Raw genomic sequence first — 14,977 nt, 5'->3', positions numbered from 1 at the left:
TGAAACGAATTGTCGAAAAACAAATCCAAAAAGAACCAGGTGAATCGGCAACAATCCCCCGTGATCCAGAAGCCGGAAATGACTGAAATCGCGGTCGCCCAGGTCCATGATAAGTATTCGACCTATCCAAGCAACGGGCTGACCCCGCAGCGCTTAGCGCAAATTTTCCGCGAAGCCGATGCTGGTGATGTCATGCGGCAAATGGAACTGTTCGAGGAAATGGAGGAAAAAGACCCTCATCTGTTTTCGCAGCTCCAGACAAGGAAGAACGCTGTGACAGGTCTTGATTTCGAAATCATTCCCTTCTCGGACGAAGAGCAGGACAAGCTGATCGCCGAATTCGTCAAAGAGCAAATCGAAGCGCTGGAGAATATTGAGGATATCTTTATGGATCTCCTCGACGCGATCGGCAAGGGGATTTCCGTTTCAGAGATTATCTGGGGTTACGACGAGGGTCACACCGTTATACAAGACATCAAATGGCGCCATCCGAAAAGGTTCCTTTGGGACAACGATGACATCTTTAAAGTGACAACTCGGGAAGCTCCTAATGGCATACCGATGATTCCCAATAAGTTCATCATGCACCGGTATAAGGCTAGATCCGGACATCCGGCCCGTGCGGGGGTTTTACGGGTAGTCGCCTGGATGTATCTTTTCAAGAACTATGACATCAAAGATTGGGTCAGCTTCTGCGAAGTGTTTGGAATGCCGCTACGGCTCGGCAAATACGATCCCTCGGCCTCCGAGGATGACAAGATTGCTCTAATGCGGGCATTAATTCAAATCGGGACAGACGCCGCTGGGGTCATCCCGAACGGTACGGAGATTGAGTTCAAGGAATCCAGTAAGACGACATCAATTAATGTCTATGAGTCGTTGGCAAGATACTGTGATGAGCAGGTCTCAAAAGCGATTCTCGGTCAGACACTGACATCTGATTCCGGTGGCGGCAGCTACGCTCAATCCAAGACGCATAACGAGGTCAGGCATGACCTGACGGTGGCCGACTGTAAAGCTCTCGCTGCTACTTTGCGCCGGGATCTCCTCCGCCCGCTAGTCTATTTCAACTTTGGTGAGGATCGCCGTATACCTTACATTCGGTTCGATTGTGAGGAAGCCGATGATCTGAAGCAGACGGCTGAAATTTACGACACCTTGATCTCAAAAGTTGGGCTGAAGATACCTACAGCACACATCTATAAGAAGTTCTCTATCCCGAAACCGGAATATGGTGAGGAGGTAGCTTCTCCGCCATCAGTTGCAGCAGCTTTGCCATTATCAGCCGCACAGCCCTCTTTCTTGATGGCAAATACAAACAAGGAAACGAAGGATACAGCGCAACAGCAAATCGATCACCTGGCCGATGCAGCTCTCCAGCACAATTCAGGGGTATTTGCAAAAATATTCGCGCCGATTCTCAATATTCTTGGCAAAGCCGAAAGCTTAGAGGAACTGAAGAATCAGCTTGAGGATCAAACGTTTGTTGAATCGCTGTATGCCAAGATGGACATTCGGGATCTCGACGAGCTGCTGGCAAAGTCGATGTTTTACGCCGACCTGATCGGGAGGGCCGAAGAATATGAAAGATCTGTTTGAATTGCTAACCGAGCCGGGCTGGAGCTTTAAAGAAGCAGCCGAATTTTTTGGCGATAAACTGACGCTGAAACCAACTGACTTTTATGACCTTGCGGAAGAATATCGCCATAAAGCGTTCACCGTGTCCGGGTATAGCAAGATCCAGATCCTGAAGAAATTCCAGGACGAGCTGCTGGCAGCGATCGAAGAAGGTCAGACGACGCAAAGCTTCAGAGACAAAATGAACGACTTTCTTGAGCGCAAGGGATATGAAGGGATCACGAACTTTCAGGCAGATAACATTTACCGGACGAATATTCAGACAGCCTACCAGGTTGGGCACTACAAGCAAATGACTGATCCGGAGGTACTTCGGCTGCGGCCCTATTGGCAATATGACGCCGTTAATGACCGCAGAACACGTCCCTCTCATCTTGCAATGGATGGCAAAGTATTCCGGGCTGATGATCCGATTTGGGATACTTGGTATCCTCCGAATGGGTTTCGTTGCCGCTGCGGTGTAAAGACTCTCTCGGAGCGCCAAGTAAAAGATCGAGGGCTTACGGTTGAAACATCGGCCCCGGTTTCTGCGGAAGTCGGCGGTCGGTTCACAAATATTATTCCGGACCCGAACTTCTCCACCAACCCGGCAAAGAATGCCTTTCATCCGGATGTGAGTAGCTACCCGGAAGCCTTGCGGAAGGCCTTCGAAAATCGGGAAAAACGGAATTCATAAGACAAGGCCTCTAAAAGCCGATTTAAGCCGATAGAGAAATTTGGCTTCCGGTTGGTGGTATCTGCAATGCAACCCCCGTTATAACGCGTTATAACGGGGTCTGAGAAGCAAATGACACGTTAAGGAGGTGGTTCCCCTGAAAAAATGGTTCGCTTGCTCCGGCCAGACGGTGAAGATCGAAGGAATTCCAGACATCATTAAAGTCCTCCCTCTAGGGAGAGTTAAATCCCAAAAAGGCGACTTTATCGTCGATCAGGAGTCATTCCAGGAGATTCAAAGAAAGTTCCGTGAGCGGGCCCTCGACATCGTTGTTGATTACGAACATCAGACGCTGGAGGATGTTCAGGCTCCGGCTGGCGGCTGGATCAAAGACCTGATCCTTCAGGACGATGCCATCGCGGCAAAGGTGGAATGGACGCCAAAGGCACAGGAGTATTTAAGAAACAAGGAATATCGGTATTTGTCGCCGGTTGTGTTGGTTCGTAAATCGGATACCAAGGCGATCGTTCTTCATTCGGTCGCCCTCACAAACACCCCGGCGATTGACGGCATGTTTCCGATTGTCAACTCTCTTAATTTCAAATTGGATGAAGGAGGAAGAAATGAAATGGATTTTCTGAAGAAACTGGCGGCCCTATTGGGCTTGGGTGAAGACGCCACGGAAGAACAAATTTTACAAAAGATCAGCGAGGTGCTGAAATCCGCTGAGAAGCCTAAAGAAGATAAAGAACAAAAAGCCGACAATGAGCTGGTCGCAAATAAGACAATCATGGACTTGCTGGGCGTGGCCGAGACGGCGAAAACGGAAGATGTGGCAGCCGCCATCATGTCTCTGAAGAACCCCTCAGGGTTTGTGCCTGCATCTGAATTCCAAGCTTTGAAAGCCCGTCTGGATAAAAAGGACTCGGATGAACTTGTTACCAAAGCCCTGAAGGACGGAAAGATTTCCCCCGCTCAAAAGGAATGGGCTGAAACTTATGCTTTGAAAGATCCGGAGGGATTCAAAAAGTTCATGGAAAAGGCACCGCAAACCGTCCCGATCGGTGAGCTGACGATCGATTCCGGCAAAGAACAACCAGCGGCCACTGACGAGGCGACGCTGGCCGTGTGTAAGCAGCTCGGCGTCTCCAAAGAAGACATCGAAAAATACGGGAAGTAAGATCCATCATCTTACCTGAAGGGAGAAAAGACACATGTTAAGCAAAGGTAGAAACACCCCGGAAGTCGCTGAGGGAAGAACGCTTATGCTCCCCGTTAAGGGTGGCGCTAAAATCTTTGACGGTTCTATCGTGGCCGTCGATGCAGCCGGGTTCGCGGTTCCGGGAACCAAAGCAACCGGACTTACTGCCGCTGGCCGTGCGGAGGAGCTTGTCGATAACACATCTGGAACTGACGGGGCCTTATCTATCCGGGTTCGTCGCGGCGTTTTTGTTTGGAGCAACTCGCAGACCGGAACTATTGGTGCCAAGGATGTACTGAAGAACTGTTACATCGAGGACGATGAAACGGTCACAATAACGGCAACCAGCGCGAGCATAGCCGGTAAAGTCCTTGGATTTGAAGACGGCGACGTGATAGTCGAAATCTTGTAATCAATCTTTAAACCTATCAAGGAGGAAATGAAGCATGATTGTAAACCAGCAAGCCCTGCGGGGTATTTATACAGGGTTCAAGACTCTGTTTAACAAGGCGTTTGACGAGACGAAAACACAATGGGAAAAGGTCGCTACCAAAGTTCCATCTACTACAGGGGAAGAGAATTATAAATGGCTTGGCCGAATCCCACGGATGCGGGAGTGGATTGGAGATCGACAGATTCAAAACCTGGAAGCCTCGGATTACACGGTTAAAAATAAGGACTTTGAATTGACCGTCGGTGTAGATCGTAACGATATCGAGGATGACACGATCGGCTTGTATAATCCCGTGATTCAGGATATCGGCCAAAGTTCCGCAACATTTCCTGATGAATTGGTCTTTGACCTCTTGAAAAATGGGTTTAAGAACAAGTGTTACGATGGCCAGCCATTCTTTTCAGATTCTCATAAGGTTGGTAAAAAGTTCGTCAGCAACAAGGGAAAGAAGAAGCTAACGCCTGAGTCTTACGCTGCTGCCCGTACAGCCATGATGTCCCTGACAGATGAAAAAGAAAAAAGCCTGAAGATCATTCCGGATATTCTTGCGGTAGCCCCGGCAAATGAAAATATGGGCAAGATGATCCTCGAAGCGGATCAAATTAACGGAACGACAAATACGTACAAGGGAACTGCTACATTACTTGTCGTCCCTGAACTTGCAGGCGCTGATGATGCCTGGTATCTGCTCTGCACGTCCAAGTCATTAAAGCCATTGATTTATCAAGAACGTAAACCGCCGAAATTTGTCTCTATGACAGAGGAAACCGACCAGAATGTCTTTATGAAAAAGCAGTATCTGTATGGTGTTGATGGCCGTTCGAATGCTGGTTATGGCTTCTGGCAAATGGCATACGGCAGCACAGGCGAAGAAGCCGCTCCACCAACTGACGATCCAACAACTGAAGATCCGGCAGCCGAAGAATAACGCTTATTGAAAGGGTGATCTGATGTACTGCTCAACACAGGAGGTTCGCGACTCGGTTAAAGACGATGCGATAGGCTCTCTGATCGGTGGCGACTACATTGACGATCCGGAAGAACGCGAACTGAAGATTACACCTCTCATTAAGAGCGCGATTGAGGACGCTTGTGGGGAAATTGACGGATACCTGGCTAAACGGTATTCCGTCCCCCTCCAGGTTGTACCGAAGGCCATTAACAAATTTGCTAAGGATATCGCCATATATAACCTGTTTAGCCGGATCGGAATTGACGAATCAGAACGGGAAAAAAACTATTTGAATCGTTATAACGCAGCGATCCGCTTCTTGGAAAATGTAGCGAAAGGCATGATCGATATCGGCACCGGAGGAGTGAGCGACACCACCCGTAAAGCGGACACCGGCTTTTCGGTTCACTCCAGTCCGCGACGCTTCTCCCGAGACAGCATGAGAGGTATGTGATGTACAGCATTCGTTTAGAAGGCGATGTACGACGCTTGATGCGGCGACTAAAGCAGCTTCAAGAGGTAGACATCCGCTCGGTCAATCTCGCATTGGCCGAATCATTACGAGAATCCACCCGGGAGCGCTTCAAGGAGCAAAAAGATCCGGAAGGTAAGGTTTGGAAACAATCCATCCGTGCTTCTAAAGAGGGCGGCACTACGCTAACACAGAGCGCCGGTCTGAAGAACTCCATTAAATCCAAAGCATCCATGGACGGCTTTGCGGTCGGTACAAATAAAATCTATGCCCGGACCCATCAGTTTGGTGAAAAAGGCCGCGAGGTAACCATCCGGGCCAAGACTTCGAAAGGTCTTGTCTTCCGGATCGGTGACCGCTGGGTTCGTAAACGCCAAGTGAAGGTCAATATTAAAATCCCGGCACGGCCATTCCTGGGTATAAACGAAGCGGATATGCTCGAAATCAAGGGTGCGCTTGAAGATCTGCTGGAGGAATAACCTATGATTGTGGAATGCAGAGATTATTTAATCCAGAAGCTGCGAACTGCCGGAATTAAAACCAAGGTTTGCACTTCCATGAAAGACTTGAAAAGTTTCTCCGATTCGCATGTCGGTGCCGTTATTCCGGATGGTGAGTCGTTTCAGAAGGCGTACAGCAAGAAGGTATATCAAACGGATTCCGGAGATAAACACAAGCGCCGGAAACTCTTTGATCGTGAGCTGACCTTCGTTGTCGTAATCGGAGAAAATGATTACCTTCGGGCCTCTGAAATTTTCGATCGGTTTATGGGATCTCTTGATACTGGAATCGTGATTAACGGTAACTATACCGAAATCATTGTCCCTGAAGCCGATTGGGTGGACAAGAATGACAGCATCTTGAACAGCCAAATCGCGGTTCAGATCCAGGTCAAATTCATGGGTGGCATTTACCGCGATACGGATTTTGCAAAGGTTAGTAATTACGAAATCAGAAGTATAGAACAGGAGGATTGAAATGGCAGCAAATAAAGATGCGGCAATTCCCCAGGGTAACACCCCGGAGCTTCGGGATGTTGGCGAGCTGAAGCAGCTCCTAAACGTTCCGGAATCCACTTACCAAGGCGTCGCCGCCTCTGAGAACTGGAAGCCTGGTCGCCAGGTCACGCAGGCAGAGTTCGAAAAGGCTGTAGATCGCTTTAACGGCAGCCCGATCAGCGGAAAGAAGGTGAGGAAAAATGCTTAGAGATGTAAGCACGACAATTACAGACGGAGGTCTTGGGGTTAGTGCCGCATCCGGAACTGGAATCCATATTAAAATCGGGGTTTCTTCGGTCCAGGCTAACTCTCCTATTCCGATCACGGGCAACATGAGCGCAGCCAAAATTAAACAGCTCCTGGGGCTTTCTCCTTTGGCTGACGCCGTCCTTGATAGTGTGGAAAATGGTTCCGGGAAAATCTACTGTGTACCGGTGGCGGCCTCTGTAGACGGCGCTATTGGCGAAGTCAAAAAGGAAGGTTCCGGAACGGGGACGGCGATCGTGTCCGGCAAACCCAATAATGCCTATGAAATTATTGTTCAGATTACGGAATCAGGCGGACTGAATGCGGCTACTTTGCGGTATTCGGTAGACGGTGGCTATTCTTTTGGGGATGAAATCACCATGCCATTAAATGGTGAGCTGGCGATTCCTGACACGGGCCTGACTTTCAAATTTTCGGAAGCCACGACCGAACCGGCGAATTCGTTCCAAGTCGGCGATGCCTTTACAGTCAAATCCGAGGCCCCGCAGATGTCCAATCAGGACGTTATTAAAGCCTTGGCCGCTCTCCGGAATAACACCCTGGCCTATGAGTTTATTCATATCGTCGGGGAATCTGCTCGGGCTCTTTGGCTAGCGGTCGCTTCTGAGATTACGACCTTTCACGAAACGTATAAAAAGCCGGTCTTTGCAATTATGGAGGCTCCAAGTCCGGAGCCTGGGGAAACCGTGGACACCTACGCGCAGCGGCTGGTAAACGAACGAAAAGGCCTGAAACATACAGATATTCAAATCGTGACGGCACGATCCCGCTATACCAAGATGGACGGCCGAACAATGGAGATCAACAATGCCGGTATTGTGTGCGGCTGGTATGCGAAGGCAGCTCCCCAGCAATCGATCGGTGAAACAAAAACATTCAGCATCGCTGAAACAAAAATGCTGGAATTGCTTCCGGCAGGCATAGAGGATTACATCGGCTTGCTGGATGAGGCAAACTACCTCACGTTTCGGCAGTACGAAGGGCTTGACGGTTTCTATGTGACGAACGCCAGGATGATGTGCCCGGATGGATCGGATTACCGTTACGCCGAGAATGTCCGGATTAAGAACAAACTGATCCGTGAAACCCGGAAAGAAGCCCTCAAGCAGCTTCAGGGCCAGGTCGATATGTCGGACGTTCAAGGGAGCCTGGAGACGATCGCGAAATTCATCGAGACTCCGGTGGATGAAATGGTACGGGCAAAGGAGATCTCCTCGGGAAGAATCATTGTTCCGGAAGATCAGGATATCCTGGTCACCGAAACCCTTCAGGTCATCATTCGCTACGTGCCGGTCGGATATGTCCGGGAGATCGCCATCGATCTCGGTATGGAAAATCCATATGTAGGAGGCGCGTAAAATGAGCATTATCAACGGCAAGGCGTATGATTGGGGCGATGTGAATATCGCTATCCCTGGCCTCTCTTTGGAAGTTCAAGAGATTAGCTATGATGATGAACTTGAGAAAGAAGTTGTCTACGGGAAAGGACTTCGGCCGCGCGGCTTTGGCGAAGGGAACTACAAATCAGAGGGAAAGCTCTCTCTACTGCGCGATGATTACGATGATCTGATTGCCTATTGTAAGGCCCAAGGAGTCGGCTTATATAAGTTGGTCATTCCGAAAATTGTAATTAGTTATGCTGATGGCAATAGCCGTACAAGAACGGACGTACTGAATACGGTCACCTTTACCAAGGCGTCTCATAAAAACGCCCAGGGCGATAAATCGCTGAAAGTAGATCTGGACTTTATCATCGTTAATGGCATTGATCGTGACGGGGTTAAGCCGGTCTAACGGCTCCACCCCCGTCAATATCAAAATAAATGACAAATTTCGGAGGCGAAATCTATGAGTGAAAAAGTAGTAACGACGAAAGCTGATGACTATAAAGCAAAGTATGACAAGGTGTACCAGGTGAAAGCTACCTTGGAACCTGACGATCAATCGACGGTTGATCTGGAGTATGTTTTCAAACGTCCGTCTTCTCCTAGTTTTGATCGGTATGTCAAAACTACATCCCAAAGCACAACAAAAGCCCTACGGAATTTTATCCTGGACAACATCGTGGAGGAACAAGCTACAAAGCTTGAAGCGGATCTGGAAGAATATCCGGCTCTTGCATTAGCGATTGGCGAAAAGTTACTCACGATGCTCGGGCTTAGCAAGGACGTAAATTTAAAGCAGCTTTAGAGAGTGCCCTTCAGGAGGTAAAAGCCAATATTGTAGAGTCAGGAACACTGGAAATCTATCGGTTTTTGCCTCCTGCTCTTCTAAAGAAAGACCCGGGGCAAATGGACATGGAAGAGTTTATTCGAACCTTGGCGCAGGCCAGGTACGTGCAGGAAGTAGAGGAAATCATTATGGCGAAGGCGATTGTTAGGGCGTTCGGGGACTAAAAAAACCGCCCTTAAAAGGACGGTTTCTTTCCGCGAATCCAGCTTCCATAAACCTTTGTTGCACTTTTTACGATTTTGAAAAACTTATCGTTCTTCTTTTCCACGTATCTACCCATTGTATGTTGATTCCCAAGCCAGAGAGAGTACGGAATTATGTATATACTCAGGGGCACAAAGATGATAACTGCAATAATGGCACCTGCACATAGTGCGAAAAGCAAGATTTTAAATGCAAACCATAATCCAACCATGATATTTCCTCCTCTATGTATTTAATTAGTATTTCCAATATATCACAACTGAAAGGGGGCGACTATATGTGAGCTTGGATTCTGTCTTTCGATTGTCGGTTATTGTCGGCATGATCGATCAGTTGACCGGGCCTATGACACGCATAAACTCTTCAGTCGATGAATCGGTTAGTAGAATTGATAAACTGAATCAGAGTTTTGCAAGTATGACCAAAACCGGTCTTGTTGTTGCTGGAATCGGTGCCCAGATCACTGATACGGCTCTGGCCCCTATAGAAGCAACCTTTGAAACGCGCCGGGCACTCGGTGAATTATCGGCTATGGGGGTAGAGAACTTTGCCGCGCTGGAGTCGGCTGCTCGTGAATTTTCCGATGAATGGGCTGGGACAAGTAAGTCTGATTTCTTAAAGGCAGCGATTGATATCAAAGGTGGTATAGATTCTCTTACGGACGAAGGTGTCGCGGGTTTCACGGAAATTGCCGGGATCACTGCCAAAGCCACCGGAGCAACAATCGAAGAAATGACTTCACTCTTTGCAACCGGATACGGAATCTATAAGGATTTTTACTCGGATCTCTCTGATTTGGATTTCGGAGAAATGTTATCGGCAGGGCTTGCTGAAGCAATTCTCGTCTTTAAGGCATCCGGTCCTGGTATGGCCCAAGCGATTGAATCCCTTGGCGGCTCGGCCACAACTGCAAAGGTCCCGCTTGAAGAACAACTCGCTGTTCTAGGGCAGCTTATGGCTACGATGTCGGGATCTGAAGCTGGTACAAAATATAATGCCTTTGTTCGCTCTGCTGCAAAGGCTGGTAAAACGTTGGGATTAACCTTTACGGATTCAAATAACCAGCTCCTCTCCATGCCCGAAATACTTGAAACGATGAGGGCCAAATATGGAGAAACGCTTGATACCATTGAAAAGCAGCAGATACAAAAAGCGTTTGGAACTGACGAAGCTGTCGCATTGATCGACTTGCTTTATTCCAAGACCGGGAGTCTTCAGGACAATATATTGACTCTTTACAATGCGATGGGCCAAGGGACTGCCGTCACAAAGGCAATGGCTTCTGAAATCAACAAGACGGAACCCGAGCGCTATGAACGGTTGAAGCAGCGAATTCATAACGTTGTCGAAGAAGTCGGAAACCAACTGCTTCCAACCTTTAATGCTTTTCTGGATAAGGGAGAACAGGTCGTATCAAAGATAAGCAACTGGATCGACAAACATCAAGATCTGACTAAATACATTGTTCTGACGGTCCTCGCGATCGGGACTTTGATTGCTGTTGCAGGAACTTTAACCGTTGTGATCGGTGGTATAGGGCTGATGACAACGAAAACAGTAGGCATATTTGTGGGTTTCTATAAATCTTTATTGAAGCTCCCGGACTTGTTTTTAACTTTAAGGATACGTGCTATGTATGCCGGTGACGGGATGCGGGCTGCCTTTAAAGGGATCGGATCAGTAACCAAATCAGCAGTAACAGGAATCAAGAATGTCGCTACAGGAATGGCAAATCTTGCCCGACAAGCCATCATGACCGCTGTCCGTGCTATGCCTGGGCTGATCGCCAGCGTTTGGTCCTTTACAGCGGCGCTCCTGGCAAACCCGATCACCTGGATTGTGGTCGGCATTGTGGCCCTGATCGCTGCGATTGTCCTCCTTTGGGTTAATTGGGACAGCGTGGTCAACTGGATTAAGAGTGCTTGGAACTCTTTTGTTAGTGGTATTAAAGCAGGCTTCGATTGGATTAGAAATTTATTCGCCGGAATGCCTGCCTGGCTTCAGGTAGCCCTGGCCGTATTTATGCCGTTTATTGGAATTCCGATGCTGATCATAAACAACTGGAGCAGCATTAAACAGTTCTTTGCAAACCTCTGGAACGGAATCACTGAATTATTCTCTAGCGGAATTCAAAAGGCGAAAGATATCATCAACGGAGCGCTGACATGGTTCAAGGAATCCGGATCAAAGGTAATCACTACGTTCACAGATGGTATCAAGAGCGTTATTAACAAACCGGCTGAACTCATTAAAAACGGCCTGGCGAAGGTCCGAGAACTGCTTCCCTTTTCGGATGCCCATGAGGGGCCGCTCTCTCAACTGACGCTCTCTGGTCGCAGAGTATTTGAGACAATCGGAACCGGGATGGAACAGAGCCAAGACGTTCCGGCTGAAATGACTGACAAAGCTTTCAGCAAAATGGGATTGGATCGTGACAGTGAGGTCAAGAAGATCAATCTCCGGGAGACTTTCTCTAATCAGTCCGAGACCAGCACTACCATGAAGGAGAAAGAAAACGGGACGACCATTGAAAGCCTCCATATCAATCTGGATCTTTCCAGGCTGAAGGATCTCCCTGCTCTGTTCAAGCTGCTGAAGGAAGTTGAAGATTACACGAACGGTAACGGACCGACACCGGCGACCGCTGGATAGGAGGACAACATGATCTATGTAGATGATACAGGCGTTAAGGTCGGAGGCGTTGTCCTCCCCGGCCTGTTCCGGAATATGGAGATTAAAGGCGAAGCAAAGGTCGAGGAACAAGAAGTAGAAGGTAAAACATCCAAACCCAAACAGGCGACCGGCTATGAGGATGTGAAGATCACTTTGGAAATAGCCTTGGAGGATAGTCCGAATATGACGAAACTCCGAAGGTTGGAGACGATTCAACGGCTGTTTCAGAAGCCAGGGCAAGCCAAGCCGATCGTTCACGACTTTGTTAGCACCCACTCCTCTGTGCGCGGTGTTTCCAAAGTAATTTTTAAAAGCCTGACCACCCGGGAGCAAAGCAAGAAGTCGGAGATCACGGTTATGATTGAGCTTTGGGAATACGTAGCCACGAAAATAACCGCAACGAAATCGAGTAGCAGCTCAAAGTCATCTAGTAGCAGTTCATCGAGCAGTAAATCCAGTACCAATTCCAATTCAAATATCAAGCTTACTGAAGACTATAGCCGTTATCTCAATTCCGGAAACCGTGGAACCGCTCCTAAGACAACGGACAAAACATCCAAGACGACGGCGGTCGATAATAAAAACACTTCGGTATATAAAAACGGTATCCTCCGGATGCCGGTCTGAGGAGGCGAACAAGTTGAACGATATCGATTTATTCTATCCGGATGTATATGTCGAACTCGGCAGTTACGGGCTTTCAGAGGGAATTGAAATTGAGGCGTACTCCTCGATGGATTCCTACTTTGATTGGGCTAAAATCCGGTTTACGGAGCAATTTCAGGACCATATCTCTGTATCCCGAAAGGACCCCGCTTTGATCGAATTGGGCTATAACAATAGCTTTGAGGATGTCTTTCAGGGCTATGTGGTGAGTCCATACTCTACTGGTAGTAATCAGCATGAAATCGTCTTGAAGGATGAAATGATTCTACTGGAGGAGACAATCATCACAAATACATTTCTCCAGACTACCCCGCAAGAAATATTAAAGTTCTGCCTTAACAAGGCTGGGGTTACGGATATGAGAATATCTTCAAAAGTTTATCCAAAGAAGCCCACCGTTCCAGTATTCCGGAAGAATGTCATATCAGTCATTGAGACGATCCATTCCATATGGAAGATCCAAGAGCCCTTCTTCTTCTCCTCCGGCGTGTTCTATTGGGGAGAGCAGCCGGAACAGGATAAAATCTATGAATTCGAATATGCCGAGAATATCATCAGCTTGGAACGCTCCGGAGGTCTTTGGGTGCTAGAGACGATCTCTGCCCCTTGGGTAAGGCACTCGCACAAGATAAAAGTGATTCACCCGAAAGTGTCCGGTGAGGTTACGGTAAAAAAGGTTATCTTCACGACGGAAGCTTCAGGGTTTATCCGGACACGAATCTATTTTTAGGTGGTGTTACCATGTCGCTAATTGAAATGACCAAAATCGCCATCGACAAGCATATTGAGACGAAATATCCGCATCTCCTATATCCGACAGCGGTACGGGCTAAGATCACCAAGGCATCAGGCGGCAGCGAGTACAATCTCAAAATACTTGACGAGAACGGCGTTATTGATGAACGGTTTCCCGAGATACCGAATGTGAAATCGGCCCTTTTATTTGAGAACGGTGATATCGTGGCAATTCTTCTGATGTACGGCCAGTTGCTTGATATTCATATCGTCGGTAAGGTGGCGAGCTGATGGCCGGACTTAATGACACGGATCTCTTGCTCAATGATGATTGGCAGATCGCCCAAGCCACCGGAGGCGATGCCCTCCTGGTATCTGGCCTTGACTGCTTCTTTCAGGACATTCGGCTGGAGGCACAGACGCAGGAAGGCGAACTTTTCTATGATGAGACTTGGGGCTGGTCGCTACTGGACTTCATTCAGCAGCAGGATGACGAATTGACCCGGCTGGAGATCACACAGCGTGTCCGCCTGAAGCTCGCTCGCCGGGAGGAAATCGACTCCGAAACGATTGAGGCCACCGCTCAATTTAACGGGGATACAGTCAGTGTATACGTCTCCTTTAGATTTAAGGGTGACGATAAGGAGTATCAGCTCGAAATCGAGCTGGACAGAGTGAAGGTCGAGGTGATTGTGAAATGATTGACGACAAGGTGCTGGATCAGATCCTCCCCGTTCCCGATCGTGATGAGCTGAAGAACGACCTTCAGGAGGAATTACAAGAAGAAGGCTTCGCCATTACCAACTATTCCTCGGGCGGTATTTTCTATACTCTGATGATGATCGCGATTCAGATCCGGATCGACCTGGTCAACCTCCTCCGCACGGTCCTGAACAATGTGTTTGTCAGTCACGCAACCGGTGATTGGTTGGAGCTGAAAGCAGCGGACTTTTCCAAGAAACGAAAACAGCCGGTCAAGACACAAGGCTATATTACCTTGTTGCGTACAGAAGCGGGCGAAGCGATACGAATCGCCAAGGGAGATATATTTAAAACAGAACCCGATCTCTTGGGCGAGGAGCTGCGCTTCCTAGCCTTAGAAAATAGTACGGTGCCCGCTGATGCTTTATCATATCGGGTACTCGTCGAGGCCGAATCCGAAGGCTCTGGCTATAATGTTCCCGCTGGGCAGATCAAACGGTCGCTTACGCATTATGCAGGGATCGACGAAATTACAAACGAATCCGGCTGGATCACCCAAGAGGGCAGCGACTTGGAGGAGATTGAAAGCCTGCGCGAACGTACTCTGAATAGCTGGGCCGAATTATCCACCCAACCGATCGCAGCGAAATACAAGTCAGTCTGTGAAGCAATTCCCGGTGTGCTGTTCGTTCGTGTCGATGATCTACACCCTCGCGGTCAAGGAACGATTGACATCATTGTCACCGGCACCGCTGGCACCCCTTCGGACGGGCTGCTTGCTCAAGTCCAAGCGGCAGCTGATGCCATCAAAGGCCCGGACGATAACGTCCTGGCTAAACCTTCAGACACAGTACCGCAGGATATCGCAGTCACGATCTGGATTCCTGCCGACGCCTCCGACGAAGGCATTGAGACCAAGGCAACGGCCATCCTTACCGAACTGCTTCGAATCAGAAAAGACCGAAGCCTGAATGAACTAAACCACGCCGATATCATCTACGCGATCCGGAAGGACATCAGCATCAGTAAAAACGTGAAGGTCACTGAGCCGCCGCAAGACGTAGTCTTGGACAATAACAAGGTTATCGTTCTTGGATCGGTCACCATTTCCATAGTGAGGGGGTAACG

General features: G+C 48.5%; 19 protein-coding genes. 18 read left to right on the top strand and 1 reads right to left on the bottom strand.

From position 1 onward, the window contains the following. Positions 1-9: 9 nt before the first annotated feature. The 12 genes from V3851_RS23760 (at position 10) to V3851_RS23705 (ending at position 8,827) form a co-directional block, all read left to right on the top strand. Entirely contained in the window at positions 10-1,599 is a 1,590-nt protein-coding gene (locus V3851_RS23760) for a DUF935 domain-containing protein (protein ID WP_331848531.1), read from the top strand. Beyond that, positions 1,583-2,314, top strand: coding sequence for a phage head morphogenesis protein (locus tag V3851_RS23755; protein WP_331848532.1), 732 nt, complete (start codon positions 1,583-1,585; stop codon positions 2,312-2,314). Before V3851_RS23760 ends, V3851_RS23755 begins: the two co-directional genes overlap by 17 nt. Positions 2,315-2,441: 127 nt before the next feature. Beyond that, complete coding sequence (locus V3851_RS23750; protein ID WP_331848533.1) at positions 2,442-3,473, top strand: phage protease; 1,032 nt, start codon at positions 2,442-2,444, stop codon at positions 3,471-3,473. Positions 3,474-3,507: 34 nt separating this feature from the next. Next, complete coding sequence (locus V3851_RS23745) at positions 3,508-3,906, top strand: hypothetical protein (protein ID WP_331848534.1); 399 nt, start codon at positions 3,508-3,510, stop codon at positions 3,904-3,906. A 34-nt stretch (positions 3,907-3,940) separates the two neighbouring features. Then, positions 3,941-4,876 carry a Mu-like prophage major head subunit gpT family protein gene (locus V3851_RS23740; RefSeq protein WP_331848535.1) on the top strand — a complete coding sequence of 312 codons (936 nt, stop codon included), beginning with the start codon at positions 3,941-3,943 and terminating at the stop codon, positions 4,874-4,876. A 22-nt stretch (positions 4,877-4,898) separates the two neighbouring features. After that, positions 4,899-5,354, top strand: coding sequence for a gp436 family protein (locus tag V3851_RS23735; protein WP_331848536.1), 456 nt, complete (start codon positions 4,899-4,901; stop codon positions 5,352-5,354). Then, positions 5,354-5,851 carry a phage virion morphogenesis protein gene (locus V3851_RS23730; protein ID WP_331848537.1) on the top strand — a complete coding sequence of 166 codons (498 nt, stop codon included), beginning with the start codon at positions 5,354-5,356 and terminating at the stop codon, positions 5,849-5,851. Before V3851_RS23735 ends, V3851_RS23730 begins: the two co-directional genes overlap by 1 nt. A 3-nt stretch (positions 5,852-5,854) precedes the next feature. Further along, entirely contained in the window at positions 5,855-6,349 is a 495-nt protein-coding gene (locus V3851_RS23725; RefSeq protein WP_331848538.1) for an SON protein, read from the top strand. A 1-nt stretch (position 6,350) separates the two neighbouring features. Beyond that, a complete protein-coding gene (locus tag V3851_RS23720; protein ID WP_331848539.1) occupies positions 6,351-6,578 on the top strand; it encodes a hypothetical protein in 228 nt (75 codons plus the stop codon). Next, positions 6,571-7,995, top strand: a complete 1,425-nt coding sequence (locus tag V3851_RS23715; RefSeq protein ID WP_331848540.1) for a DUF2586 domain-containing protein — start codon at positions 6,571-6,573, stop codon at positions 7,993-7,995. Before V3851_RS23720 ends, V3851_RS23715 begins: the two co-directional genes overlap by 8 nt. 1 nt (position 7,996) lies before the next feature. Next, positions 7,997-8,431: a hypothetical protein gene (locus V3851_RS23710; RefSeq protein ID WP_331848541.1), complete on the top strand. Its 435-nt coding sequence runs from the start codon at positions 7,997-7,999 to the stop codon at positions 8,429-8,431. Between the two features lie 54 nt (positions 8,432-8,485). Next, a complete protein-coding gene (locus tag V3851_RS23705; protein WP_331848542.1) occupies positions 8,486-8,827 on the top strand; it encodes a DUF6848 family protein in 342 nt (113 codons plus the stop codon). Positions 8,828-9,044: 217 nt separating this feature from the next. On the opposite strand, the gene V3851_RS23700 is transcribed toward V3851_RS23705, so the two are convergent. After that, positions 9,045-9,284, bottom strand: a complete 240-nt coding sequence (locus V3851_RS23700; RefSeq protein WP_331848543.1) for a hypothetical protein — start codon at positions 9,282-9,284, stop codon at positions 9,045-9,047. Between the two features lie 68 nt (positions 9,285-9,352). On the opposite strand from V3851_RS23700, the gene V3851_RS23695 reads away from it, so the two are divergent. Genes V3851_RS23695 through V3851_RS23670 form a run of 6 tightly spaced genes read left to right on the top strand, consistent with a single transcriptional unit; the run spans position 9,353 to position 14,975 of the window. After that, positions 9,353-11,725, top strand: coding sequence for a phage tail tape measure protein (locus V3851_RS23695; RefSeq protein WP_331848544.1), 2,373 nt, complete (start codon positions 9,353-9,355; stop codon positions 11,723-11,725). A 9-nt stretch (positions 11,726-11,734) separates the two neighbouring features. Next, positions 11,735-12,373, top strand: a complete 639-nt coding sequence (locus V3851_RS23690) for a transcriptional regulator (RefSeq protein WP_331848545.1) — start codon at positions 11,735-11,737, stop codon at positions 12,371-12,373. A 13-nt stretch (positions 12,374-12,386) separates the two neighbouring features. Beyond that, entirely contained in the window at positions 12,387-13,142 is a 756-nt protein-coding gene (locus V3851_RS23685; RefSeq protein WP_331848546.1) for a serine/arginine repetitive matrix protein 2, read from the top strand. A gap of 11 nt (positions 13,143-13,153) precedes the next feature. Continuing rightward, positions 13,154-13,438 carry a hypothetical protein gene (locus V3851_RS23680; protein ID WP_331848547.1) on the top strand — a complete coding sequence of 95 codons (285 nt, stop codon included), beginning with the start codon at positions 13,154-13,156 and terminating at the stop codon, positions 13,436-13,438. Further along, the gene (locus V3851_RS23675) at positions 13,438-13,848 is read left to right on the top strand and encodes a DUF2634 domain-containing protein (protein WP_331848548.1); all 411 of its coding nucleotides are present in this window, start codon (positions 13,438-13,440) and stop codon (positions 13,846-13,848) included. Before V3851_RS23680 ends, V3851_RS23675 begins: the two co-directional genes overlap by 1 nt. Further along, positions 13,845-14,975, top strand: a complete 1,131-nt coding sequence (locus tag V3851_RS23670; RefSeq protein WP_331848549.1) for a baseplate J/gp47 family protein — start codon at positions 13,845-13,847, stop codon at positions 14,973-14,975. The genes V3851_RS23675 and V3851_RS23670 overlap by 4 nt, the downstream gene beginning before the upstream one ends. Positions 14,976-14,977: the final 2 nt, after the last annotated feature.

It is taken from the genome of Paenibacillus haidiansis (assembly GCF_036553665.1).
GTDB lineage: Bacteria > Bacillota > Bacilli > Paenibacillales > Paenibacillaceae > Fontibacillus > Fontibacillus haidiansis.
This window is presented reverse-complemented; position numbering and strand designations above follow the sequence as displayed.